Raw genomic sequence first — 23,642 nt, 5'->3', positions numbered from 1 at the left:
CTGTTACTAGTAGCAAATATGAAAAAATACAAACCATCATAAAAAATAAGCTATTCTCCTCTTAGCCATTTTTTAAATTCTGAAGATTTATTTTTACTTATAATTATATCTAAAGGAGATCGAGGTTTTGTTTCTATTTTAAGTTGATTACTTCCGTATTTATATATTTTGTCTATTGCTTTTACAGATATAATAAATTGTCGGTTAGCTCTAAAAAACTCAGTAGTATCTAAATCAGAAAAAATATCTTCTAGACTATTATTGCTGTGAAATATTGTACCATCTAGACAACAGATATAGGTAATAGTATTTTGAGTATAAATGAATCCTATATTATCAGGTTCAATTGATACTATTTCATCTTTCACATAAGTCAGAATTCTTTTTTTTATAGCTGAGTTTGTGAGTGTTTTTTCAGCAGGTGTATCTACAGTGTTTATTTTTTCTCTATACAACATTAAATCACTGTTTAACTGAGATAATGTAAGAACTTTTTTTGATAAGCCTTCGTTTTGTTCTTCAAGGTTTTTCTCATATTTCCCACTAATAAATCGAACCATAAATAAAGACATAATAATTATTAAAGTACCAGAAGCGCCATAAACAAGGATAAAATTGGTTTTAAGTTTTTGCATCCTGTTTTTAATATGTTTTATGTTGGCGTGTGCAGCAACAATCCAATCAGTATTTTTTACTGGGTATAAATAGATGATTTCAGAGCTTCTTTTCTTATCTGAAAACTCTCTAACCCCTCCCATTTCAGTTTTACTGTTTAATAGGTTGTAAAAATCGTGAGAATCTAATTCTTTATTAATAACAGGTTGAACAAATGATTCATCAGGTAAAATTAACTGTCCAATTTTTTCCGGATCAGGATGGCAAATTTCAACTCCAGACCAGTCAAACATGCAAATAAAGCCAGATTCAATACTAGTGTTTTCTATACTTCTTTGTAAATTATCAATTACTATATTTTCGGGAAGTCCGTTTTCTATTTGTCTTTGTACAAGAGAAGATATTTCATTAGCTTCTCGCTTGCTAGCTTCAATTTGAGTTTGTAAAAAATGATTAGTAGAAACTTCTAATAAATAGTTCATACTAAAATAGCTTACAACAAATGTAACAATAGCCAACCCTAAGAAAGTTAAGAAATATACGCGGTCTTTTTTCATAAATAGTAATTGGTTTTAATCTTTCTATAGAATTGACTTATAAAATTCACAGAATTGAAATTAATAGGTGTAATCTTAAGGGAAAGATTAAAAAATGAACAAATTTTCAAGTGCTTTTTTTCCTTTTTAGTAGCTTTTTTTTCCTTTTCACCTACTTTTCACTACTACCTAAAGCATAAGATATATTTATTTGCGGGGAACAAATCTAATATAAATTTTTAATTATGAAAAAAACATTTTTATTGCTAGCAGTTACAATAAGCCTAATTTATAGTTGTAGTAGTGATGACTCTAATCCAGAAGTTGATATTCCGGATGATAACCCTACAACGGAAAAAAATGTATTACTATCTGAAGATACTATCCATGGAAAATATTTGACCGATGCTAGTGGAATGACATTGTATTTTTTCTCTAACGATTCTAAAATGACTTCTGAATGTATTGAGGGGTGTTTAGATGCTTGGCCTGTTTTTTATGAGTCAAACTTAGAATTAGATAATGGTCTAGAATCAAATGATTTTGGAACTATAACACGTAAGGATGGAGCTAAACAAACTACATATAAAGGGTGGCCATTATATTATTATGTTGGTGATAATAGTAAGGGAGATGTTAATGGTGATGGAGTAAATCAGGTATGGTATGTAGCTAAACCAGATTATTCAGTTATGTATGTAAATGCTCAATTAGTAGGTAACAATGGAGTTAATTATATTATTGATAGCCAAGGAGATGTTGCTGAGGGTGAAGGAATGACTTTATATCTTACCGATTCAGAAGGAAATACACTGTATGCGTATGCACCAGATAAAAATGATACGAATACTTATACTTCTGAAGACTTTTCTAATGATGGAGCATGGCCAATATTTTCTAATGATTTAAATGCAATTCCAAGTGTTCTAAAAAGTAGTGATTTTAATGTGATAAAGGTGCATGGTAAGAAAGATCAAATAACTTTTAAAGGATGGCCTTTATATTATTTTGGTTCTGATAACTCTAAAGGAGATAATAAAGGAGTTAGTGTTCCTAACCCAGGTGTTTGGCCAGTTATAAATAATGCTACTGGAGTGGCACCAGAATAATCAAGTAAATTTCATAAGCATAATTATAAAATAGAAGAAGAATTTCTTCTTCTATTTTAATCACTTTAAAAAACAATGAAAGCTAAAAACAACAACATTATTAATTGGATAATTGCATGCTTATTATTTAGTTTTATTTCTTGCGAATACAATGTAGAGGAAGAAGTTACAAGTTTTATATGTAGCCCAGACCTTTCTTTTTCAGCGACTATTAAACCTATTATAGATAATAATTGTATTCAATGTCATGATGGCTCTTACCATCCATATGATTTTAGAGTGTTTTCGGTAGTAGAAAACAATGCTTCTATGATAAAACAGCTTACTCAGAGCCGTATAATGCCTAAAGAAGGATCGTTAACACAAGAAGAAATCGAACAAATTGCCTGCTGGGTAGATAATGGAGTACCTAATAACTAAAATACAAGAATACAAATGAATAGAACTATAAAAATAGTGGGTATTATTATACTTATAGGTTTCTTCATAGGATTATTCTTATTAATAAAACTATATAATAAGCCACACTCCGATGTGAATACGATAAAACCTACTTACAAACTAACATCGGAGTATATTATAAATGAGTTTAAAAATAATGAGGAAAAGGCTAATTCTATATATCTCGATAGAATAATACAAATTGAAGGAACCATAAAAGATATTAAAACAGCAAACGGTAACAGTGTAATTATCCTAGGACAAGGTAACGCTATAGAGACTGTTAGTTGTAATATGGACCCTGCCGAAAATAGAATGGTTTTAGGGTTAAAAAAAGGGCAAGAAATTACTATTAAAGGAATCTGTACGGGGTTTTTGATGGATGTGATTCTCGTTAGATCTGTTATTATTAAAAAATAAAAATGAAAATACGTTTAATATTTACTTTAACATTAGTATTTACACTATACAACTCGCTTTTAGCACAAGAAAGATATTTGACCAAACAAGGAAGTATATCGTTTTTCTCACATACTCAAGTGGAGGATATAAAAGCAGAAAATAACCAAGTTTTGAGTATTGTAGATATTTCAAGTGGAGATATAGCGATTACAATATTAATGAAATCTTTTGCTTTTGAAAAAGCTCTTATGCAAGAACACTTTAATGAAAACTATGTAGAGTCAGATCAATTTCCAAAAGCCTATTTTACAGGTAAAGTAAAGAACTTAGAAGAAATTTTAAGAGGAGACAACTCTATTGCTCAAATAGAAGGGAAATTAACTATTCATGGTGTTACAAAACAAGTAACAATACGAAGCAAATTGTACATAAATAAAACTAAAATAGAGTTACAAGGAAAATTTATAATTCTTGTTGCTGATTATAATATTAAGATTCCTGCCATTGTACGTAATAATATAGCACGTGAGGTAGAAGTAAGTTTTCGCCTTGAACACTCACCATATAATTAAAAAGACTATTAAGCTAATCTAATTAGTCTTGATGTAATAAAATTTAATTCAAATGAAAAATATAATAAAGTTATTGTTTTTTTTGATTTTCTGTGAGCAAGCTAGCGCTCAGGAATTAATGGATATTTTAAATAAAGAAACTCCACAAACAAAAGAATTTGTATCAGCCACATTTAAAGGAACCCGAATCATAAATGGGCAATCGATAGAAAACAGGAAAAAAGGAGTTTTAGAGTTTCTAATTTCCCACAGGTTTGGTAGAATTAACGAAGGAATTGATAATTTTTTTGGTTTAGATGATTCAAATATTCGATTTGGTTTAGAGTATGCTTTTACTGATAACTTAACATTAGGGCTAGGGCGTAGTTCTTATGAAAAAACATACGATGGTTTCATTAAATACAAGCTTTTAAAACAATCAACAGGGGTACAAAAGTTTCCTTTTAGTATGTCATTATTTGGTAGTGTTGCTAAAAAAACTATAAAGAATTACGAACCAGAAAATGAACCAGATTTTAATGATCGTTTGTTTTATACTACTCAAGTACTTATTGCTAGAAAGTTCAGTAAAGAATTTTCTTTACAACTTACTCCTACATACATACACAGAAATACTGTTGCAATAAATTCTGACCCCCATGATATTTTTGTTATAGGGGCTGGTGGTCGCTACAAAGTAAGTAAAAGGGTATCTATAAATGCGGAGTATTTTCATACTATCACCCCCCTAAAATCAATAGACACCCATAATTCATTAGCCTTTAGTGTTGATATAGAAACAGGAGGACATGTATTTCAATTAATATTGTCTAATGCTATAACTATGATTGAAAATAGTTTTATTACCGAAACTACAGGAAACTTTTTTAAAGGAGATATTCATTTTGGATTTAATATTTCTAGAGATTTTCAGATAGGTAAAAGGCATAAAAAACCTAAGGAAGAAAAAAAATAAAAAAGAAAACAGCAGGAGATAAACTCTTTGCTGTTTTTTATATTCAAGGAAAATATTGGGGAAAAGGTTGCTTAACTGATGCAAAATAATAAAAAGGAAATCTTAAGAATGTAACTTAAGTTACATAGACTTATATTAGAGCTTTTTTTTAATTAGTATGAAACCTATTTTTCTTATAAAATATACCACTTTTTTTCTAGCCTTTATAGGGATTGGAGTTAATGTTGTAGAGTCTATTTATGTGTACATATTTAACAAACCTATTTTCGTGCATTTTTACCCAATAAAGAAGAAGCTACCTAAAAAGAAGAAAGAATTTTTAGTTGAAAATATAAGGTTCTATAAAAAACTAAATGAAAAACAAAAAGTATATTTTGAACATCGATTGACCAAGTTTATCAGAACCTATGATTTTGTTGAAAGAGATGATTTTGAGTTAACTCCAGAAGCAAAAGTTTTAATAGCAGCATCGTATATTAAATTAACTTTTGGAATGCGTAAATATCTTACAACAACTTTCGATAAAATTATAATATATCCCACTAGTTTTTATTCAACAATAACTAAACAATATCATAAAGGAGAGTTTAACCCAAGACTAAAATCTATTGTGTTTTCTTGGGAAGATTTTTTGTTAGGAGATATTGTATTGAATGATAATTTAAACTTAGGAATTCATGAGTTTTCTCATGCCTTAACCTTTCATGGAAGAAAATCGAAAGATGTAAGTGCTCGAATTTATTACCGTTTATTTGAAGAAATAACCAGTTTTATGGATGATAAAGCGAATGCTGAAAAAATTAAATCATCAGGTTATTTTAGAGAATACGCATTGACAAATAAATTGGAATTTGTTGCTGTAATTATGGAGCATTTTTTTGAAACTCCAGAAGACTTACAGCAACAATTTCCACAATTGTATAAAAAGATTCAACTCATGTTAAACTATTCTGTAGTATAAATAGTTACTCTTTTACTTTAAAAACCTTGGTTAAAATATCATCCATCAAACACCATTTAGTTAATGATGATTGTAATAAGTTGGCACCTACAAAAGCAGTAAACCATAACCAATTAATATTTACTTTAATTGCTAAGATTAAACTAATAAGTATAAAACTACCAGCAATACCACGTACAATTCTATTTTTCATCTTATTTATAGTTTTTACGTTCAATTAAATAGTATACTAATGGTACTACCAATAAGGTTAGTACAGTTGCAGTAATAGTTCCTCCCATTAAAGAGATAGCTAATCCTTGGAAAATAGGATCGAATAAGATTACAAATGCCCCAATAACTACCGTACCTGCAGTTAGTAGAATAGGAGTGGTACGTACTGCACCAGCTTCTATAACAGCTTGTTTTAACGGAATTCCTTCTGCTAAACGTAAATTAACAAAGTCAATAAGTAAGACGGAGTTTCGTACCATAATTCCTGCCAGAGCAATCATTCCAATAAATGAAGTAGCTGTAAAATAAGCGCCCATCATCCAATGTCCTAAAATAATTCCTACCATTGATAATGGAATTGCAACCATCATTACAATTGGAGCTTTAAAGTTTTGAAACCATCCTACAATTAATATATAGATGATAATGATGACTCCTAAAAAGGCAATTCCTAAATCTCTAAACACTTCTAAAGTAATTTGCCATTCACCATCCCATTTTACGGTGTAATCATCTTCAAAATCGGGTTGTTTAATGTATAATTCGTTCAATTCATATCCCTTCGAAAGTGGGATTTCTTTCAACTTTTCTTCCATTCCTAAAATAGCATAGGCAGGACTCTCTAATTCCCCAGCCATATCAGCCATTACATACACTACACGTTTTTGATTCTTTCTGTAAATACTTTTTGCACTGTTCTTTTCTTCAACAGTAACCAAATCACTTATCGAAACCATGTTACCATGTTGCGATTTAATCTGCAATTGAGCAATATCTTGAACAGAAGACTTCTCTTTCTCATCCAAAGCAAACACAATTCCTACTTGATTAGAAGCGTCTTCATCATATAAGGTTGAAACCGCTCTGTTAGACAATGCCATATTCAATGTGTAAGCAATTTGCTGAGGTGCCACACCATAAAGCATTGCTTTTTCCTTGTCGATCACAAACTCATATTCAGTTTGATTGTCTTCTACCATCCAATCAATATCTACGACATCGTTGGTATTGTGTAAGATGTTTTGAACTTCGTTGGCAATTTCAATTTGCTTGTCATAATCTGGTCCGTATACTTCCGCAACAATAGTTGATAATACAGGTGGTCCTGGTGGAACTTCTACTAATTTTACATTAGCTTTAAACTTTTTAGCGATGTTTTGAATATCAGCACGCATCGATTTGGCAATATCATGACTTTGTGCACTTCTATCTTTTTTGTCAACCAAGTTTACCTGAATATCTGCCATATTACTACCACCACGTAAATCGTAATGACGAACCAATCCGTTAAAGGTAATAGGGGCAGAAGTACCCACATAACTTTGGTAGTTTACTACTTCTGGTCGTGTAGCTAAGTACTGCGCAATTTCTTTGGTTACAGCATCGGTACGCTCCAATGTGGTACCTTCAGGCATGTCAATTACTACCTGGAATTCGTTCTTGTTATCAAAAGGCAACATTTTTACAGCTACCGATTTGGTAAAGAATAACGACATAGAACCTAGCAATAAAAGAATAGTGATTCCTAAGAATGTCCAGCGTTTGGTTTTGTTTTCAATAAGTGGGCGCTCGAATTTATCATACAACTTATAAATCAATGTACTTTGCATTGCTTTAGCTTCATCTTCTTCTACCTTTTCCTCTGTACCGTGCTTGTCTTTTTCGCGTAAGAAAATATATCCTAAATACGGAGTAATCGTTAATGCAACAAACAGTGATAAAATCATAGCGATTGAGGCTCCAATTGGCATCGGACTCATATAAGGTCCCATTAACCCAGATACAAACGCCATTGGCAACACCGAAGCAATTACTGTAAAGGTGGCTAATATAGTTGGATTACCTACTTCGTTAATAGCATATAAGGCAGCTTGCTTAAACGGTAGTCGTTTCATTTTAAAATGCCTGTGCATGTTTTCGGCAATAATAATGGAATCATCTACGACAATACCTGTTACAAATACCAAAGCAAATAAGGTAATTCTGTTTAAGGTATAATCTAACATGTAGTAACTTAACAAGGTAAGCGCAAAAGTGATGGGAACTGATAAGAATACCACTAAACCACCTCGCCATCCCATGGCTAACATTACGACTAAAGTTACGGCGATAATTGCACCGATTAAGTGTAATAATAATTCTGATACTTTTTGTGAGGCTGTTTCACCATAGTTACGTGTAACTTCAACATGTACATCATCAGGAATTAAGTTGGTGCGTAAATGATCAACCTTAGCTAAAATAACATCGGCAATTTGCATTGCATCTGCACCTTTTCGTTTAGCTACCGATATGGTTACCGCTGGATATTCTGATTGATATGTCGAAGCATTACTACTCGCTTGTCCGTACCCAAAACTTACATAGTTTTTAGGAATTTCTGGACCGTCTAGTACGTTCGCAACTTGTTTTAAATAAATTGGTTGATTTTGTTGTACACCAACGACTAAGTTTTTAACATCTTCAGCAGATTGTAAAAACTTCCCTGTAGTTACTAAAAACTCGGTATCATTTTTATCATAACTTCCAGCACTCAGTTGCTGATTGCTGGCTTTTAGCATTTCAGTAACCGATAAAAAGTCTAGCCCACTAGCGGCTAATTTATCTTTATCTACGACCACACGTACTTCACGATTTCTACCTCCAATTTTTTGAGTAATCGCTACATCGTTTACCTTTTCGATTTCGTTGGTGAGTTCTTGTGCCATTTGTTTTAGTTGATAGTCATCATAGTTTTCACTCCATAATGTCAACCCTAACATAGGTACATCATCAATTGCACGTGTTTTTACCAAAGGCATCGTAACACCTTTCGGCATTTGATCCATATGTTTGTTAATCTCATTGTATAGTTTTACAAACGAGCGTTCGATGTCTTCTCCCACATAAAACTGAACAATGACCATTCCTTGTTCTTTCATCGAAGTAGAGTATACGTACTCTATTCCTTTGATGTTCGAAATTATTTTTTCTAAGGGTTTGATAACTCTCGATTCTACCTCTGTAGGGCTCGCTCCTGGATACCCTACAAAAATGTCAGCCATTGGCACATCAATCTGTGGTTCTTCTTCTCTCGGAATTAAAAAAGAACTGTACACACCAATTACCATAAACACTACCATTAATAATATGGTAAGTTTAGAGCCTATAAACCCTTTGGCTATTTTTCCTGCTAAACCTTCTTTCATTTTATATAATTTGAAAATTTGTTGATTTGTTGATTTGAAAATGGGGGTGATTGGTTCATTTTCAAATTTTCAAATTGATTTTATTGAATTGTAATGTTCGCTCCGTTGTAAAGTTTACCTTCAGAAGAAACGATATAATTTTCATTGGCAGATAAACCTGATAAAACTTCTACTTGATCTCCAAAAGTTCTTCCTAAGCGTAACCAACGCAACACAGCAGTATTACTTTGACTTACCGTATAAATTCCTGATAGTTGTCCTTTGTGTACTAAAGCTTCTGACGGAATTAAAACCATGTCAGTACTTTTTTGTGTTTTTTCAACAGGAAACTGAACCGTAGCAAACATTCCTGATAACAATTTCACATCGGTTTTATCTAGGTTAATTTTAACTAAGTATTGTCCTCCTGTGTTTTTTGCTGAGGTACTTACTTCTGATACGTTACCTGTAACTGTTTTGTTGATTGATTTGATAGTTACATCAACCTTAGTATCCTTTTTAATTTGAGAAATATCACTTTCTGGTACTAACGCAGTAACTTCAAATCCGCCTTTTCCTTCTACAGAAATTAAAGGCATTCCAGGATTCGCCATTGTACCTTTATCAATAAATTTGTTAGTTACCACTCCTGAAAATGGGGCTCTGATATTCGTGTAAGCAAACTGAGAATTGATTTCATTTCTCATCTGTTTTGCAGCTTCTAAATTAGCTTTGGCAACATTGTAATGAACAGTGATATCGTCAAACTCCTTTTGAGAAGCGCTATTTTGTTCAAATAAGTTTTTAAAGCGATTGTAATCTTTTTCAGCACTTGAAAATCCTGCTTTCGCTTTAATAATGTTAGCCTCTACTTGAGCTTTCTTAGCTTGTAAATCGCTGTTATTGATAGATAATAATAATTGACCTTTATTTACTTTATCACCAACTTTTACGTGTATGTTAGTTACATAACCCATCATACGAGTACTTAATTCAGCACTGTTGGTAGCTTCCACTTTTCCGCTTGCTGTTATAAACGGATTGTTATCATTAGCGGTTACTTTAGTAACTTTTACAGTTACTGTTGGTTTGTTGTTATTGTTTATTGTTTCTTTTTTACCACAGCTTAATGTTAAAAGTGATGCGGCAAGGGCGATTGTATATATAGTTTTCATTTGTTCGTTTTTACTGTTGATTATTCTTTAGTTAAAAAATCTAAATAAGCTTTGGTATAGTTGTATTGATATATGGTTTGGTAATATTCTAGTTGTTTTTGAGCGTATTGTGTTTCAGCCATTAATAAATCGGCCGTTTTCTCTAGTCCTTCTTTGAATCTGTTTTTTCTGATTCGTAAGGCTTCTTCTGATTGTTGTAAGGCCAATTCGGTTAACTTTAATTGTTCCTCAGCATCGTTTAACAATCGTTTAGTATTGTTTAATTCTAATTGACTTTTAGATTTGTACTGTTCGTATTCTAATTTAGACTTTTCATACTGCGCTTTACTTTTTTGCGCTTTTCCGTAGCGTTTAGAGGCTTTGAAAATATCCCAAGTTAATTGCGCTCCTATTACGTAACCACTTGCATTTGCATTGAAAATTTTATCATCATATAATTCGTAACTACCAAAAGCATTTAAGCGAGGAAGAAAATCCATTTTATCTGCTTTGTGCATTTTTTGATAAGCCTCAGAAGCTAATTCCATTGCTTTAATATCTGAACGGTTTTCAGAAATAGTAACGTCAGCCAGCTGATTCGTTAAGTGTACTTGCAAACTATCTGAAGGTTCATAAATGTTGTTTTGTGTTTCATTCATTAAAAAAGACAAGTAGTTAGAAGTATTTAGTACATTGCTTTTTGCTGTTTGTAACTGATTTTTTACTTCGGTAACTCGAACTTCAACGGCTAGTACATCTGCACGTTGTAAATATCCCTGCTTAAAGCTGTTTTCTGCCATTTGTTGGTTTGCTTCTGCAGCTTTTAAGGCTTTTTCTAATACTGAAACTCCCTTGTGAGATAATTGCAATTGTATGTATGCTTTTTCTACTTCAAGTAACAAATATTCTTGAGTACGTTGCGTTTGCAAGTTGGTTGCTTCCATTTTAGTTTTAGCAGCTTTACGTTGGTAAATACCGTCTAAATTCACTAAAGGTTGTTGTACTTCAATTTTAGTAGCGAAGTTTTGTGTTCGTTTCGGATTGTTTAATAAATCAGGATTGAAATCTGCCTGTGTTAAAATTTCCTGATTCAACTTACTACCAAATGCCATTAATGGATTGGTTGTTACAATTCCTGTATGAGAGGCAGTAATATTTGGTAAGAATACAGCATTGGTTTGCTTATAATTGGCACGTGCTTGCTGATAGTTTTGCTCAGATATTTTTAATGAGGTGTTATTTTCCTGAACTTTTTTTAAAACTTCACTTTTTGAAATGGAAGTTTTAGTTTGAGCTAGGGTAGCAGCAGATATAAAAAGTGCCACCGTAAATAAACTTATATATGATGTTTTCATTTTTACTGTTTTATAACAGCAAATTTAGTGGCAACATAGATGGTAGTCAGTAACTTTAGTTACATAGTTGTATGGTTTTAATAGGTATGTCTTAAGCAAGTTTATGTTATGGTAGGCTAGTGTTCACCGTAGTCTATGTCATCCATTTTTCCTTTAAAAACTTTATACTGAATAACAAAATAAACGATGACCAATATTGCAGCTATAAAAAACCAATTCATACCAACTGACAATCCGTATTCATCAGCAGCTACATTGTAAATAGTTAAATCTGGGTTTATATTATTAGTTGAAGGTAAAACTTTAGGGAAAATAGATGCTACCGTAGTTGCCAAACCTCCTAATAAAAATAAAGAAGAATATAAAAATCCAGTTATGTGTTTTGTGTACTTTTTTACTTTGAATAAGCCAAATAATCCTATAAAAGTCATCAATGGGAATACCCAAAGAAAAGGATGTTTTATAAAGTTATGAAATGGTTTAGGCTCAATAATATGCCAAGTAATTATTGAAATAATCACCAAGCCTAATAAAACAAAAGAAAGGGAAAAAACAACTTTTTTTAGTTGGTTATTAATATTAGCATTAGTTTTGAAAATAATCCAGTTGGCACCATGAATTGTTAGTGATACTACAGCAATAATTCCTAGAAGTAAAGTAAACCAATCAATAACACCTAGTATTTCAGAATGAGGAGAGAATTCCGAATTCCACAAAGGAAGGAAGAAATAATGTGATTCATGAGTTGAAACCCCATCTACAACATTTCCTAGATTAACACCACGTACAACATTTCCTAATGCTACTCCAAAAAATAAGGCAAGAAGTAAGCTAGAAACTCCAAAAGCTTTATCCCAAATGCTTTCCCATATTTTATTATGTATTTGTCCGCGAAGTTCTAAACCAATAGCTCTAAAAATAAGCAACCATAAAATCATTATTAAAGGAAGGTAAAAACCACTAAATGAAGAGGCGTATAAAGTAGGAAAAGCAAAAAAAAGAATACCTCCAGCAGCAATTAACCATACTTCGTTTGCATCCCAAAAAGGTCCTATTGCTTTTACGACCTTCTTCTTATCTTCTTCTTTTTTTGCAAAGAATAAATGAATAATTCCTGCGCCAAAATCATAACCATCTAAAATAACATAAATAGCTAGCATTGTAACTAATACTATATACCAAAATAGCTCCATAATTAATGTGTTGTTTGGGGTCCTTTGTTAATGATTTTTCCTGCTAAAATTAGAAATAACATTCCTAATAATAAATACAAACCGATAAATCCTAAAAGAGTGAATAAAGTATTTCCTGAGGATACCGTAGGCGATGCACCAGCAGATGTTCGTAGTAAATTATAAACTAACCAAGGTTGACGTCCTAGTTCAGCTGTATACCAACCAGTAGTATTGGCAATATATGGGAATGGAATTATAAATAGTAAAGACCATAAAATCCATTTTGTTTGGTATAATTTTTTTCTGAATAATTGAACAATACTGGCAAGCATCAAAGCAATAAAAATAGTTCCTAAACCTACCATTATATGATATGCATAATATAAACCAGGTATGTTTGTTGGGTAGTTTTTTTTATCAAATTCATTTAGTCCTTTAATTTCTGCATTCCATTCTTGATAGGTTAAAAAGCTTAAGATGTTAGGAACTGCTATTTTGTTGTCTAATTTTTTCTCCAGCATGTTTGGTTGTCCAATTAGAACTATTTCAGAGCCTCCTTTTTCTGTTTCAAATATTCCTTCCATAGCTGCAAAAGTTACAGGTTGATGTTTTACTACATTTTTAGCCGCTAAATCGCCTGTAGGAAAAGCAACTAAAATAGAAGCTACAACTCCGAAAACAACTCCAGTTTTTAAAAATAATTTACCAAACTCTAAGTGCTTTTTGTTTAAAAGATAAAGAGCTCCAATACCAGCAACTACAAAAGAACTGGTAACTAAAGAGGCTGCCTGATTGTGTAAATAAGAAGGCCATAACCACGGGTTTGAGAATAAGGCTGAAAAGTTATTTAGTACAAACTTACCGTTGGCTAGTATTTCATAGCCTACAGGATTTTGCATCCAAGAATGTGTAGCAATGATTAAAAAACCACTTGCCCAAGAACCTAAAAAGACAAGGAATCCAGTTAAAAAATGAAGTTTATGTCCAAGCTTTTTTTCACCAAATAAAAACAATCCTAAAAAGGAAGATTCTAGGAAGAAAGAAAACATTCCTTCCATAGCTAATGTTTGACCTATAATACCACCAGTAAGCTCGGAGAACTTAGCCCAGTTAGTTCCGAATTGAAATTCCATAGGAATCCCAGTAACCACTCCCATGGCAAAGTTTAAAGCAAAGATTTTCATCCAAAACTTAGCAGCATCGTTGTATTTTTCAAGTTTAGTTCTTAAAAATTTCCATTTAAAGAAGACTATCATTAGCGATAGTCCCATAGTTAATTGTGGAAATAAGTAGTGAAAAGTAATAGTGAAAGCAAACTGCATTCTATCATAAAAGAGCATGTCTTCCATACCGAAGATTGTTTATGAGGTTATTAAATAAGAACGTTTTTTTAGAAGTAATAAAGAGGAATAAAAATAATGATATTATTTCACATGGCTATTAATAATACTAATCAAATCGTTCTTATATAACATTCCTGATTGTCTCCATAATAGTTTGCCTCCTTTAAAGAGCATAAAGGTAGGGACACCCCTAATTTGGTAGGTATTTGCTATTTGTGGATTTTTATCAATATCTATTTTAAGATAATAACATTTTCTCCTAAATCTTCTTTTATCTCTTTTAAAATAGGAGCCATCATTTTACATGGATCACACCATTCAGCAAAGAAATCAACCAAAACAGGTTTATCTTCTTTAATAATTTCAGAAAATTTACTCATCGTTCTAATTTTTACCATAAAGGTAGAACGATTCTCTTGTAAAAAATGTAACTTAAGTTACAAGGTTAAAGTTCTAACACTTTAATCTGATTTCTATGTAGTTCTATTTTATCTTGTTTTTCTAAGGCTTTTAAAAGTCTTGAAATAACCACTCTAGAAGTGTGTAAATCGTTAGCTATTTGTTGATGTGTTACGCTAATTGTTTCGTTTTGATTTACTAAAGCTTTGTCTTTTAGATACTTTAATAATCGTTGATCCATGTTTAAAAAGGCAATAGTATCGATAGCATCAATAAACTCCTGTAATCTGCTATGGTAGCTATGTAAAATAAACTCTTGCCAGCTTTTATATTTACTAAGCCACTCGCTCATTTTTTGCTTAGGAATCATTAATAGTTTTACATCTGTTTCAGCGACTGCTTTAATTTTGCTTTTTGTTTGTTCCATACAGCACGAAAGTGTCATGGCACAAGTGTCTCCTTTTTCGATATAATATAAGACCAAGTCGTCACCTTCTTTATCCTCACGTAAAATTTTTATAGCACCACTTAATAACAGAGGGATAGAGGTAATGTAACTACCAATATCAATAATAACTTCATTAGCTTTTACTTCTTTGGCTATAGCAACATCTGCTATTTCTTTTAATAGTGCTTCCTCAAATAAATAACTGTAGTATTTATGTAAATCTTCTATCAAGATAAAATGTTTTTGTAAAAATAGTTAATTAATTACATTTTAGATAGAAATAAAATAGATGATAATCTATGATTTTAATCAGGTTTATACTTGTTTTTATTACTGAAATTTGAAGTAAATAATAACACAAAACTTTATAAGAATGAAAAAAAGAACACCAGTTTCAGTTATAATGACTAAAGATGTAATTACATTAAGTAGTACTGATGATTTAATGACTGCGGAGAAAATATTTAAAAAAGAGAATATAAGACATATTCCGGTAGTTAGTGGAAATGAAATAAAAGGAATGTTAAGTTATACAGATTTATTACGAATAAGTTTTGCAGATGCAGTTGATGAAAATGAAACCGACGTTGATACTGTAGTATATAATATGTTTACAATAGACCAAGTGATGGCTAAAAACTTAGAAACTGTGAACTCTAGTGCTACAATTAAAGAAATTGCAGAAATTCTAGCAAAAAAGGAGTTTCATGCTTTGCCTGTGGTTGATAATAATGAACTGGTTGGAATTGTAACTACCACCGATTTAATTTATTACCTATTAGAACAGTTTTAGCTTTTCTTCTAAATAAGGAAATATGAAAAGTTGAAATTTATGGTAAAACCATACTTTTATTATGGTTTATTTTGAGTTTAATTGTTTTGTAGAATTTATTTTTGAGAAACTCAAAATACTTTATCATGTTAAAAAACATTTCAAATTTAGGTTCGGTTTTGAATAAATCAGAACAAAAAACTATTCAAGGAGGATGGACGTATGTTATGTGTACTAAGTGTGAACCTCTTCCTCCAGGTTATATTTGTATGAATGAAGTATATTGTGGAGGAGTATAAAACCATTCTAAACAAGATTACATTAATATTTACTATTCATATTTAGTAACCCCTTTAAGGGATTATAGGGCTGTTAAACCAGAAGCGTATTTAGAAATATTTCTAAATACGCTTTGACTTTTAATTTATAATAGCTTTCAAATTTTCAATTGTTTCGGTAGGATTATCACTTTTGAAAACAAAACTACCAGCAACTAACACATCAGCACCAACTTCTACAAGTTTATTAGCGTTTTGGTCAGTTACACCACCGTCAATTTCAATTAGAGTAGAAGATTCACTAAATTGAATCAAGTTTTTTAACTGTTGAATTTTTTTGTAAGTATTTTCAATGAATGATTGTCCTCCAAATCCTGGATTTACACTCATAATACAAACTAAATCTAAATCTTTAATAATATCTTCTAAAACTGCGATAGGTGTATGTGGGTTTAAAGCAACCCCAGCTTTCATACCAGTTGCTTTTATTGCCTGAACAGTTCTGTGTAAGTGTGTACAAGTTTCATAGTGTACCGTTAAAATGTCGGCACCCAAATCTGCAAAAGTTTGAATGTAGCGATCAGGATCTACAATCATTAAGTGTACATCAATTGTTTTATTAGCGTGTTTTGTAATTGACTTTAAAACTGGCATTCCAAAAGAAATATTTGGAACAAAAACACCGTCCATAATGTCAATATGAAACCAATCTGCTTTACTATCATTAACCATTTCAACATCACGTTGTAGGTTTCCAAAATCAGCCGCTAAAATTGATGGGGCTACAAGTTTTTCCATTAATATATAAGTTGTTGCGTTGTTATTTAGTGCAAATATAGTTAAAACTAAGAGCATTAAAACCAAAAAGAAAGCTCTCAAATTTGAGAGCTTTCATTCATTAATCAAAAAACGAATAGTTACGATAACTATTTGTTGTTGTTTATATTATTAACCTAAGTAAGTCATTAAAATTTTACTACGAGATGTATGTTTTAATCTTCTGATAGCTTTTTCTTTAATTTGACGTACACGTTCACGAGTTAAATCAAATGTTTCACCGATTTCTTCTAAAGTCATTGGTTGGTGCTCACCTAAACCAAAGTATAATTTTACTACATCAGCCTCACGAGGTGTTAACGTTTCTAATGCACGATTAATCTCAATACGTAAAGATTCGTGTAGTAAAGTTTTATCAGGGTTTGGTGATTCACCCGAGTTTAATACGTCATATAAGTTAGAATCTTCACCTTCTATTAAAGGAGCATCCATTGATACGTGACGACCAGAGTTTTTCATTGACTCTTTAACATCATTAACAGTCATGTCTAATTTCTTGGCAATTTCCTCAGCACTTGGTGGGCGCTCGTTTTCTTGCTCTAAGAAAGCATACATCTTATTAATTTTATTAATAGAACCAATTTTGTTTAATGGTAAACGTACAATACGAGATTGTTCAGCTAAAGCTTGTAAAATAGATTGACGAATCCACCATACAGCATACGATATAAATTTAAAACCACGAGTTTCATCAAAACGTTTCGCAGCTTTAATTAACCCTAAGTTACCTTCGTTAATTAAATCAGGTAATGTTAAACCTTGATTTTGGTATTGTTTAGCAACCGATACCACAAAACGTAAGTTGGCCTTGGTTAGTTTTTCAAGAGCTCTTTGGTCACCAGCTTTAATCCTTTGTGCTAATTCAACTTCTTCATCAGCAGTAATTAAATCTACCTTTCCTATTTCTTGCAAATATTTATCTAAAGACGCGGTTTCTCTATTAGTAACCTGTTTTGTAATTTTAAGCTGTCTCATCTACTTCAATTGTATTTTAATTTATCAATCAGTCTACATTATCTTATACGTATGCAATTAGAATAATGTTACAAAGTTTTTTGTATTTCTTTAAAAATTCCGTCTCTTTGTTAAATAAATGTTAAAATTTGTTATTTAAGCAATAATTAGGTGACCACGTAGTAGAGTAGGTGTCTAATTAATGTATAACTAAGAAGGAAACTAACTATACTGCCCATTGGAGAGTATTGATGTAAAAAAAATAAGCGACGAAGATTTAGTTCGTAAAATAGTAGAGAAAAATGATACTCATTTGTTTGCTGTTTTATACGATCGTTACGCTGGCGTGGTGTATAATAAGTGCTATGGATTTTCCAAAAGTAAAGAGGAGGCCCAAGACTTAACGCATGATGTGTTTATTCGTTTATTTGTTAAATTGAGAACCTTTAAAGGAAAATCGAAGTTTTCTACTTGGTTGTATTCTTTTACTTACAATTTTTGTGTTAATTATGTACAGAGAAATAAAGAGAAGAAAAAAGAAAAGGTAACAGTAGTAACAGATGAGATAAGAGAGGAAAGTAATATTGATGATATTGACGACGCTACACTATTTGAGTTAAAATCAGATAAATTAGCTAAAGCACTAGAAATGATTTCTCCTTCAGAAAAAATGATCTTATTAATGAAGTATCAAGATGAAATGAGCATTAAAGATATTTCAATAGGATTAGATTTGGGTGAAAGCGCAGTAAAGATGCGATTAAAAAGAGCTAAAGAAAAAGTGGTGAAAGCGTATAACGAATTGTAATAAATTATGGATAATCCATTTAAAAAAATATTACATAATGAAGAATTGCCAGAAGTACTAAAAGATAAGGTGCTTAATGATGTGGCAATGATAAAGCTATCAATAGATATGGCTGATTTATTCGTGGTTAAATACCCTAATGCGATAGTCGATTTAATAGGAGGTACAGAACCAAATGGAAAAAAGAAGTGAAAGTAATTTAAACTAACCAAATATATCACTATACATAAAGATTATGAGTTTTTTAAAGATAGATTTTTTAACGCCTTTTAAGGATATTTTTCAAGATATAGTAGATTCATTGCCAACAGTAGCAGGCTTTTTAGCTTTTGTGTTTATTTCTTGGCTTGTTATAAAGGTCTTTTTATACCTTGTAAGAAAAGCATTAGCAAAAACTAAAATAGATGAATGGTCAAAGAAGCTTAGACAGACAGAAATTTTTGGGAGCAGTACAATAAACATTGTACTTACCAATGTTATTTTGGCTGTGCTAAAGTGGTTTTTGATTTTTGTTTTTGTTATGGTTGGTGCTGAAATGTTTGGGTTAACTGTAGTGTCTGAGGGAATTAGAAGCTTTTTTGCTTATTTACCAAACTTATTAACAGCGGTAGGTATTTTTGTTGGAGGAGCTTACTTAGGAACTATGGTTAAAAAAGCTATTCAATCCATGTTTAAATCTATTGAAGTTTCTGGAGGGAACCTTGTAGGGAATGTTGCTTTTTATCTAATTGTTGTGTTTTTATCTATAACAGCATTAGATCAAGCAGGAGTAGATACGTCAGTAATAAAAAGTAATTTAACTCTTTTAATAGGATCTGTATTACTAGCTTTTACTTTAGCTTTTGGATTTGGTGCTAGAGATGCTGTTTCAAGATTACTTTTTGGTTATTATTCGAGAAAAAATATTTCAATAGGAGAAAGAGTTACAATAAATGATGTAGAAGGGGTTGTGGTAGCTATAGATAATATATGTATTACAATTAATACGGAAAAAGGAAAGGTTATTCTACCAATTAAAGATGTGGTTGATAATAAAATAGTTATAAAAAAATAATTAAAATTAACATTTTTTTATATCTTTGAAAACGCTAAAAACAATGTTTTTAACAGTACGATAGATTTCGGGGGACTTCTATCCAACTAATAAAGAGCAATCTTTATGAAACAAGACCGCAAATTGCGGTCTTTTTTTTGCGAAAAATGTGACCTTAAAAAATAAAGTGTGTCTAACAAGTATAGAGTAATAAGAATTCGGGGGACTTCATATTATTTTTAAATGTAAAAAGGCTTTCTAAATTTAGAAAGCCTTTTTTTATTGTATGTATATTAAATAAAAACCTTATTCAAAAGCTAAATGTAAAAATACTCCTCTAGTTCCTAAAAAATTAATAGGATCTGTCCATTGAGAAGCCTTGTTATCATATTTAACTTCATTATTAATAGCAAAAACACCTCTTATTGAGGGAGAAAACTTAAAATAACTTAAGTAAAGATCAACACCAATACCAACTTCATACATGAAATTGTTCGTCGTGGTTCTAAACTCACCAGCAAAGTTGTCATCACTATTTCTTTCGTTACTTGAAAAATTATGGTCGTACGAAAGCCCCCCTATTACATAAGGTCTCATATTATTAAGCCTATTTGTACTTAGTTTTAAAAGGAGAGGTAAGTGTAGGTAAGTGGCACCTACTTCACGAGTATTTACATTTTCTGCACCTGGAATATGTTTAAAACGTAATGTTTTTGTGTTAGACATTAGCCCTGGTTCAAAACGTAAGTTAATGTTATTGTGTAACCTTAAGTCTGCAATTAAACCTACATTGAAACCAATAGATGATTCTACTTCAATTTCAGCATCGTCAAAATCACTAGGGGCATAAGAAAGTTTGTAACCATTGTTATTAGCACCTAAGTAAAACCCATAGTGAAAAAGAGGTTTGTCAAAACTAGGAAGTTTTAATATTTTTTCTCTTTGTGCTTGCGTAGATAAGGACGCTACTAAAATTCCGAAAAGTAAAAGCTTTTTTAACATACTATTTTAAAGCGGTATAAATTGATGCAACACCAAATGTTACAGGTATATTCTTTGCATTCTTAAACCCGTTTTTTTGTAAAATATTGTTGAAAGCCTTTCCAAAAGGAAAAGAATTTGCTGTTTCTGATAAATAAGAGTAAGCAACTTTGTCTTTTGAAAAGAGTTTACCAATAATAGGTAAAATAAAATTAGTATACAATTTATACCCTTGTTTAAAAGGAAATTTAGTTGGGTTTGAGGTTTCTAATACCACAAACTTACCTTCAGGTTTTAATACACGTAATATTTCGGTTAAACCTTTATCTAAATTTTCAAAGTTTCTAACTCCAAAAGAAACAGTAACTGCATCAAAAGTATTATCAGGAAACGGAATGTTTTCACTATCTCCAACTATCATTTTAATTTTATTTGATAAGTTAGCTTTAGCTATTTTTTGTCTTCCTACTTGCAGCATTCCTTCAGAAATATCTAAGCCTACAATCTTCACAGGATTTAATTCAGACATCATCAAAGCTAAATCACCTGTACCAGTTGCTATATCTAAAATTTGTTGCGGATTATTTTCTCCTACTAATTTTACTACTTTTTTACGCCAACTAACATCAATTCCTAAAGAAATAACACGATTTAATCCGTCGTAATCCTCAGAAATATTGTCAAACATTTGAGCAACTTGCTCTTTCTTTCCTAATTCAGAATTTTTATATGGTTTGATCTTTTCAGACATATGTTTTATTTGGTTTACGGTGAATTACCCGTTAATGGCAACTACTTCATTAATTTGGTTAGGTAACATTTCTTTAAGCATAGTTTCAATACCATTTTTTAATGTTACTGTTGATGATGGACAACCACTACAAGCTCCTTGTAAAACAACACTCACTCTTTTGTTCTCGGCATCGTATGATTGAAATGCGATATTACCACCATCAGAAGCTACTGCAGGCTTTATATACTCATCTAAAATATCAACAATTTTAGCTTCAGTATCTGTTAAACTTTCTTTAGGAACTTCAACGTTTTGTGTAGTTTGTTGTTTAGGTAGTTCAGTAATTATTTTCTTACCTTCCTGTATATAACTACGAATAAAGGTACGTACTTCTTGGTACACCTCGTTCCAGTCAATCATATCATACTTTGTGATTGATATGTAGTTTTCAGAAATAAAAATCTCTTTTACAAAAGGAAAGCTAAATAATGCTTGCGCTAAAGGAGAAGATTTACTAGCTTCTTCAATGTTTTTGAACTCAACATCAGTCTGTGTTAAAGCTTTGTTGGTTCCAAATTTCATTACTGCTGGGTTTGGAGTAACTTCCGCATATACCTCAACAGCGTCTTTCTTAGTAGTTTCTTCTTTTACTATAGGACTATCACTTTGTATATAAGCTTCTATTTGCTCGCGAACCTCTTCTTCAACATCGCTCCACTCAACAATATCATATCGTTGAATAGCAATAAAGTTAGCTGTAACTAATACTTTTTTTACAAATGGAAGATAAAAAAGTTGTTGTGCTAAAGGAGAGTTTTTAGCTTCGTCTATGTTGTTATATTCATAACTACCACCGTTGACTAAAATTTTGCTACTAACAAACTTTAGAATGGTTTCGTTATTAGTTTCTTGTATGTTTATTTTTATTGAACTCATAAGTTGTAAATAAGAAGCAAAATTACGGTAAAAAACTGAGATATGTATATAATAAAAGTCCTGCTTTAAGCAGGACTTTTATTATATATTTTTCTACGAATTATAAACTGAAAGTAATTGTTCCAGAGATTCGTGATGTATTGTTTTCTATATTTAAGTCGCTATTTTGGTAAATTGTATAATATTGATTGTTATCTGATTTACTATAGCTTAAGTCTACTTTCATGTTGCCGAAATTATAACCTAAACCAGCGGAAAAACCATGTATATTATCATCGTTTGTGTTACCTCCTAAAAGTAAATTGGGGTCTTTTTCGTAGTGATAACCACCTCGAACACTCATTTTGTCAAAACGCCATTCCGTACCTATGTTTACAGCGTGTGTGTTACGATAATTGTTTGAGAAATTAGCGTTGAATTCAGAAAAATTACCATCACTATACTTTATACTTTTGAAATTTTTATATGTATAGTCCAAACTGATTAGCCCTTTTTTACCAATAACATACGCCCCACTTGCAGTTAGTCTACTAGGAGATTTAAACTTGTATACAAATGATTCGGGACCGATAATATCTAGGTCTTGTGGAATACTTAGGTTTTCAACTTCTTTCATTAGAAGTTCATCGTAATAATCTTCAAAGACTTCTTGATACCAAGTAGGAGTCTCATAAGCTAAACCTAACCTAATGTTTTGGTTGAACTTATAAATAAATCCTAATCCGATAGAAAAACCTGTTCCTTGTATATAGCTTTCAGTATAATTCTCTACATCTAATATGTTTCCGTCTACATCATCATTTATTTCGTTAAATAAATACTCTCTATAAAATTCTAAATCATGAAAATTTAAAGACATACCAACATGTAATTTATTTTGATGAACAGAGGAGAACCCCAAACTAAATACACTAGATTCACCATCTATAAAACTTGAGTTGTATTGATTGATACTTCTGTCAAACTGAGTCTTTACAGGTTTAGAGTCAGCAATATGTTCATTATATGTTAGATATTGACTATTACCTTCTGCAGCATGGAATCCACTAAAGTCTTTTTTAATTCTATAATTAAAAGTTAAAGCAAAACGATTCCAATCAGAGTTATGAGCAGAGTCAAAAGATAAAATACCACCAGCTTGAGTAATATTAAAAAAATCATCTTCCGTTTCTACCGTATTTCCGTAATAATTAGCTGTATAAGTAGTGTTTCTATTACCTAAAGTTACTCCAAAAGTACTTTTAATAGCAACGGCACTACCAGCTGGGTTAATTCCAAAAGCTGAAATGTCGCCACCTAAAGCTCCAAAGGCTCCACTCATTGCTTCAAAACGAGCAGTTCCATAATTATCGTCTTTTGAAAATAAAATTCCTAAATCATTGTAGCCTAAAGATTGCGAGTAGGCAGTATACGTACTAGCGATAATTATCGCGAAGGTTAAAATTCTTTTCATTTTTTCATTAAT

At 31.4% G+C, this 23,642-nt stretch carries 25 protein-coding genes and 1 pseudogene; 11 read left to right on the top strand and 15 right to left on the bottom strand.

Annotated elements, in window-relative coordinates; all coding sequences use genetic code 11:
* Nucleotides 1–50 precede the first annotated feature (50 nt).
* Nucleotides 51–1,172, bottom strand: a complete 1,122-nt coding sequence (locus ACQYZ7_RS00375; RefSeq protein WP_430727841.1) for a LytTR family transcriptional regulator DNA-binding domain-containing protein — start codon at nucleotides 1,170–1,172, stop codon at nucleotides 51–53.
* Nucleotides 1,173–1,396: 224 nt separating this feature from the next.
* Between ACQYZ7_RS00375 and ACQYZ7_RS00370 the strand changes: the two genes are divergently transcribed.
* From ACQYZ7_RS00370 to ACQYZ7_RS00345, 6 genes are all read left to right on the top strand, one after another.
* The gene (locus ACQYZ7_RS00370) at nucleotides 1,397–2,260 is read left to right on the top strand and encodes a COG4315 family predicted lipoprotein (protein WP_430727840.1); all 864 of its coding nucleotides are present in this window, start codon (nucleotides 1,397–1,399) and stop codon (nucleotides 2,258–2,260) included.
* A gap of 75 nt (nucleotides 2,261–2,335) precedes the next feature.
* Entirely contained in the window at nucleotides 2,336–2,680 is a 345-nt protein-coding gene (locus ACQYZ7_RS00365; RefSeq protein WP_430727839.1) for a c-type cytochrome, read from the top strand.
* Between the two features lie 15 nt (nucleotides 2,681–2,695).
* Nucleotides 2,696–3,121, top strand: a complete 426-nt coding sequence (locus ACQYZ7_RS00360; RefSeq protein ID WP_430727838.1) for an OB-fold protein — start codon at nucleotides 2,696–2,698, stop codon at nucleotides 3,119–3,121.
* A 2-nt stretch (nucleotides 3,122–3,123) separates the two neighbouring features.
* Nucleotides 3,124–3,675 (top strand): YceI family protein, encoded by a 552-nt coding sequence (locus ACQYZ7_RS00355; RefSeq protein WP_430727837.1) that lies wholly within the window; start codon nucleotides 3,124–3,126, stop codon nucleotides 3,673–3,675.
* A gap of 52 nt (nucleotides 3,676–3,727) precedes the next feature.
* Nucleotides 3,728–4,630 carry a DUF5777 family beta-barrel protein gene (locus ACQYZ7_RS00350; protein ID WP_430727836.1) on the top strand — a complete coding sequence of 301 codons (903 nt, stop codon included), beginning with the start codon at nucleotides 3,728–3,730 and terminating at the stop codon, nucleotides 4,628–4,630.
* Between the two features lie 157 nt (nucleotides 4,631–4,787).
* Nucleotides 4,788–5,591, top strand: a complete 804-nt coding sequence (locus tag ACQYZ7_RS00345) for a zinc-dependent peptidase (protein ID WP_430727835.1) — start codon at nucleotides 4,788–4,790, stop codon at nucleotides 5,589–5,591.
* Nucleotides 5,592–5,595: 4 nt separating this feature from the next.
* Here ACQYZ7_RS00345 and ACQYZ7_RS00340 read toward each other — a convergent pair whose 3' ends face one another.
* The 8 genes and pseudogenes from ACQYZ7_RS00340 to ACQYZ7_RS00305 form a co-directional block, all read right to left on the bottom strand.
* Nucleotides 5,596–5,784, bottom strand: a complete 189-nt coding sequence (locus tag ACQYZ7_RS00340; protein ID WP_028891241.1) for a YgaP family membrane protein — start codon at nucleotides 5,782–5,784, stop codon at nucleotides 5,596–5,598.
* A 1-nt stretch (nucleotide 5,785) separates the two neighbouring features.
* A complete protein-coding gene (locus ACQYZ7_RS00335) occupies nucleotides 5,786–8,992 on the bottom strand; it encodes an efflux RND transporter permease subunit (protein ID WP_430727834.1) in 3,207 nt (1,068 codons plus the stop codon).
* 80 nt (nucleotides 8,993–9,072) lie between these two features.
* Nucleotides 9,073–10,146: an efflux RND transporter periplasmic adaptor subunit gene (locus ACQYZ7_RS00330; RefSeq protein WP_430727833.1), complete on the bottom strand. Its 1,074-nt coding sequence runs from the start codon at nucleotides 10,144–10,146 to the stop codon at nucleotides 9,073–9,075.
* A 20-nt stretch (nucleotides 10,147–10,166) separates the two neighbouring features.
* Nucleotides 10,167–11,480, bottom strand: coding sequence for a TolC family protein (locus ACQYZ7_RS00325; protein ID WP_430727832.1), 1,314 nt, complete (start codon nucleotides 11,478–11,480; stop codon nucleotides 10,167–10,169).
* 116 nt (nucleotides 11,481–11,596) lie between these two features.
* The gene (cydB, locus tag ACQYZ7_RS00320) at nucleotides 11,597–12,673 is read right to left on the bottom strand and encodes a cytochrome d ubiquinol oxidase subunit II (RefSeq protein ID WP_430727831.1); all 1,077 of its coding nucleotides are present in this window, start codon (nucleotides 12,671–12,673) and stop codon (nucleotides 11,597–11,599) included.
* Between the two features lie 2 nt (nucleotides 12,674–12,675).
* On the bottom strand, nucleotides 12,676–14,004 hold the full coding sequence (locus tag ACQYZ7_RS00315; RefSeq protein ID WP_430727830.1) for a cytochrome ubiquinol oxidase subunit I: 1,329 nt from the start codon (nucleotides 14,002–14,004) through the stop codon (nucleotides 12,676–12,678).
* A gap of 75 nt (nucleotides 14,005–14,079) precedes the next feature.
* Nucleotides 14,080–14,396 (bottom strand): annotated as a pseudogene (trxA, locus tag ACQYZ7_RS00310) (thioredoxin).
* Nucleotides 14,397–14,443: 47 nt separating this feature from the next.
* Nucleotides 14,444–15,076: a Crp/Fnr family transcriptional regulator gene (locus ACQYZ7_RS00305; RefSeq protein ID WP_430727829.1), complete on the bottom strand. Its 633-nt coding sequence runs from the start codon at nucleotides 15,074–15,076 to the stop codon at nucleotides 14,444–14,446.
* 142 nt (nucleotides 15,077–15,218) lie between these two features.
* Between ACQYZ7_RS00305 and ACQYZ7_RS00300 the strand changes: the two genes are divergently transcribed.
* The gene (locus ACQYZ7_RS00300) at nucleotides 15,219–15,638 is read left to right on the top strand and encodes a CBS domain-containing protein (protein ID WP_430727828.1); all 420 of its coding nucleotides are present in this window, start codon (nucleotides 15,219–15,221) and stop codon (nucleotides 15,636–15,638) included.
* A 125-nt stretch (nucleotides 15,639–15,763) separates the two neighbouring features.
* A complete protein-coding gene (locus tag ACQYZ7_RS00295) occupies nucleotides 15,764–15,916 on the top strand; it encodes a hypothetical protein (RefSeq protein WP_430727827.1) in 153 nt (50 codons plus the stop codon).
* Nucleotides 15,917–16,036: 120 nt separating this feature from the next.
* On the opposite strand, the gene rpe is transcribed toward ACQYZ7_RS00295, so the two are convergent.
* Nucleotides 16,037–16,693, bottom strand: a complete 657-nt coding sequence (rpe, locus tag ACQYZ7_RS00290) for a ribulose-phosphate 3-epimerase (protein WP_430727826.1) — start codon at nucleotides 16,691–16,693, stop codon at nucleotides 16,037–16,039.
* Between the two features lie 150 nt (nucleotides 16,694–16,843).
* Nucleotides 16,844–17,707, bottom strand: a complete 864-nt coding sequence (locus ACQYZ7_RS00285; RefSeq protein ID WP_028891227.1) for a sigma-70 family RNA polymerase sigma factor — start codon at nucleotides 17,705–17,707, stop codon at nucleotides 16,844–16,846.
* Between the two features lie 217 nt (nucleotides 17,708–17,924).
* Here ACQYZ7_RS00285 and ACQYZ7_RS00280 point away from each other — a divergent pair, with 217 nt between their 5' ends.
* From ACQYZ7_RS00280 to ACQYZ7_RS00270, 3 genes are read left to right on the top strand one after another with little or no spacing between them, the layout of a single operon-like run.
* Nucleotides 17,925–18,494, top strand: a complete 570-nt coding sequence (locus ACQYZ7_RS00280; protein WP_430727825.1) for an RNA polymerase sigma factor — start codon at nucleotides 17,925–17,927, stop codon at nucleotides 18,492–18,494.
* Nucleotides 18,495–18,500: 6 nt separating this feature from the next.
* Nucleotides 18,501–18,686, top strand: a complete 186-nt coding sequence (locus tag ACQYZ7_RS00275; RefSeq protein ID WP_430727824.1) for a hypothetical protein — start codon at nucleotides 18,501–18,503, stop codon at nucleotides 18,684–18,686.
* A 43-nt stretch (nucleotides 18,687–18,729) separates the two neighbouring features.
* Entirely contained in the window at nucleotides 18,730–19,548 is an 819-nt protein-coding gene (locus ACQYZ7_RS00270) for a mechanosensitive ion channel family protein (RefSeq protein ID WP_430727823.1), read from the top strand.
* Between the two features lie 285 nt (nucleotides 19,549–19,833).
* On the opposite strand, the gene ACQYZ7_RS00265 is transcribed toward ACQYZ7_RS00270, so the two are convergent.
* From ACQYZ7_RS00265 to ACQYZ7_RS00250, 4 genes are all read right to left on the bottom strand, one after another.
* Nucleotides 19,834–20,529 carry a porin family protein gene (locus ACQYZ7_RS00265; RefSeq protein WP_430727822.1) on the bottom strand — a complete coding sequence of 232 codons (696 nt, stop codon included), beginning with the start codon at nucleotides 20,527–20,529 and terminating at the stop codon, nucleotides 19,834–19,836.
* A gap of 1 nt (nucleotide 20,530) precedes the next feature.
* Nucleotides 20,531–21,259 carry a bifunctional demethylmenaquinone methyltransferase/2-methoxy-6-polyprenyl-1,4-benzoquinol methylase UbiE gene (gene ubiE, locus ACQYZ7_RS00260; RefSeq protein WP_430727821.1) on the bottom strand — a complete coding sequence of 243 codons (729 nt, stop codon included), beginning with the start codon at nucleotides 21,257–21,259 and terminating at the stop codon, nucleotides 20,531–20,533.
* 24 nt (nucleotides 21,260–21,283) lie between these two features.
* On the bottom strand, nucleotides 21,284–22,177 hold the full coding sequence (locus ACQYZ7_RS00255; RefSeq protein ID WP_430727820.1) for a NifU family protein: 894 nt from the start codon (nucleotides 22,175–22,177) through the stop codon (nucleotides 21,284–21,286).
* Nucleotides 22,178–22,277: 100 nt separating this feature from the next.
* A complete protein-coding gene (locus ACQYZ7_RS00250; protein ID WP_430727819.1) occupies nucleotides 22,278–23,630 on the bottom strand; it encodes an OmpP1/FadL family transporter in 1,353 nt (450 codons plus the stop codon).
* Between the last annotated feature and the right edge of the window lie 12 nt (nucleotides 23,631–23,642).

The sequence above is a fragment of the Tenacibaculum sp. SDUM215027 genome (genome assembly GCF_050566205.1).
Lineage (GTDB): Bacteria > Bacteroidota > Bacteroidia > Flavobacteriales > Flavobacteriaceae > Polaribacter.
This window is presented reverse-complemented; position numbering and strand designations above follow the sequence as displayed.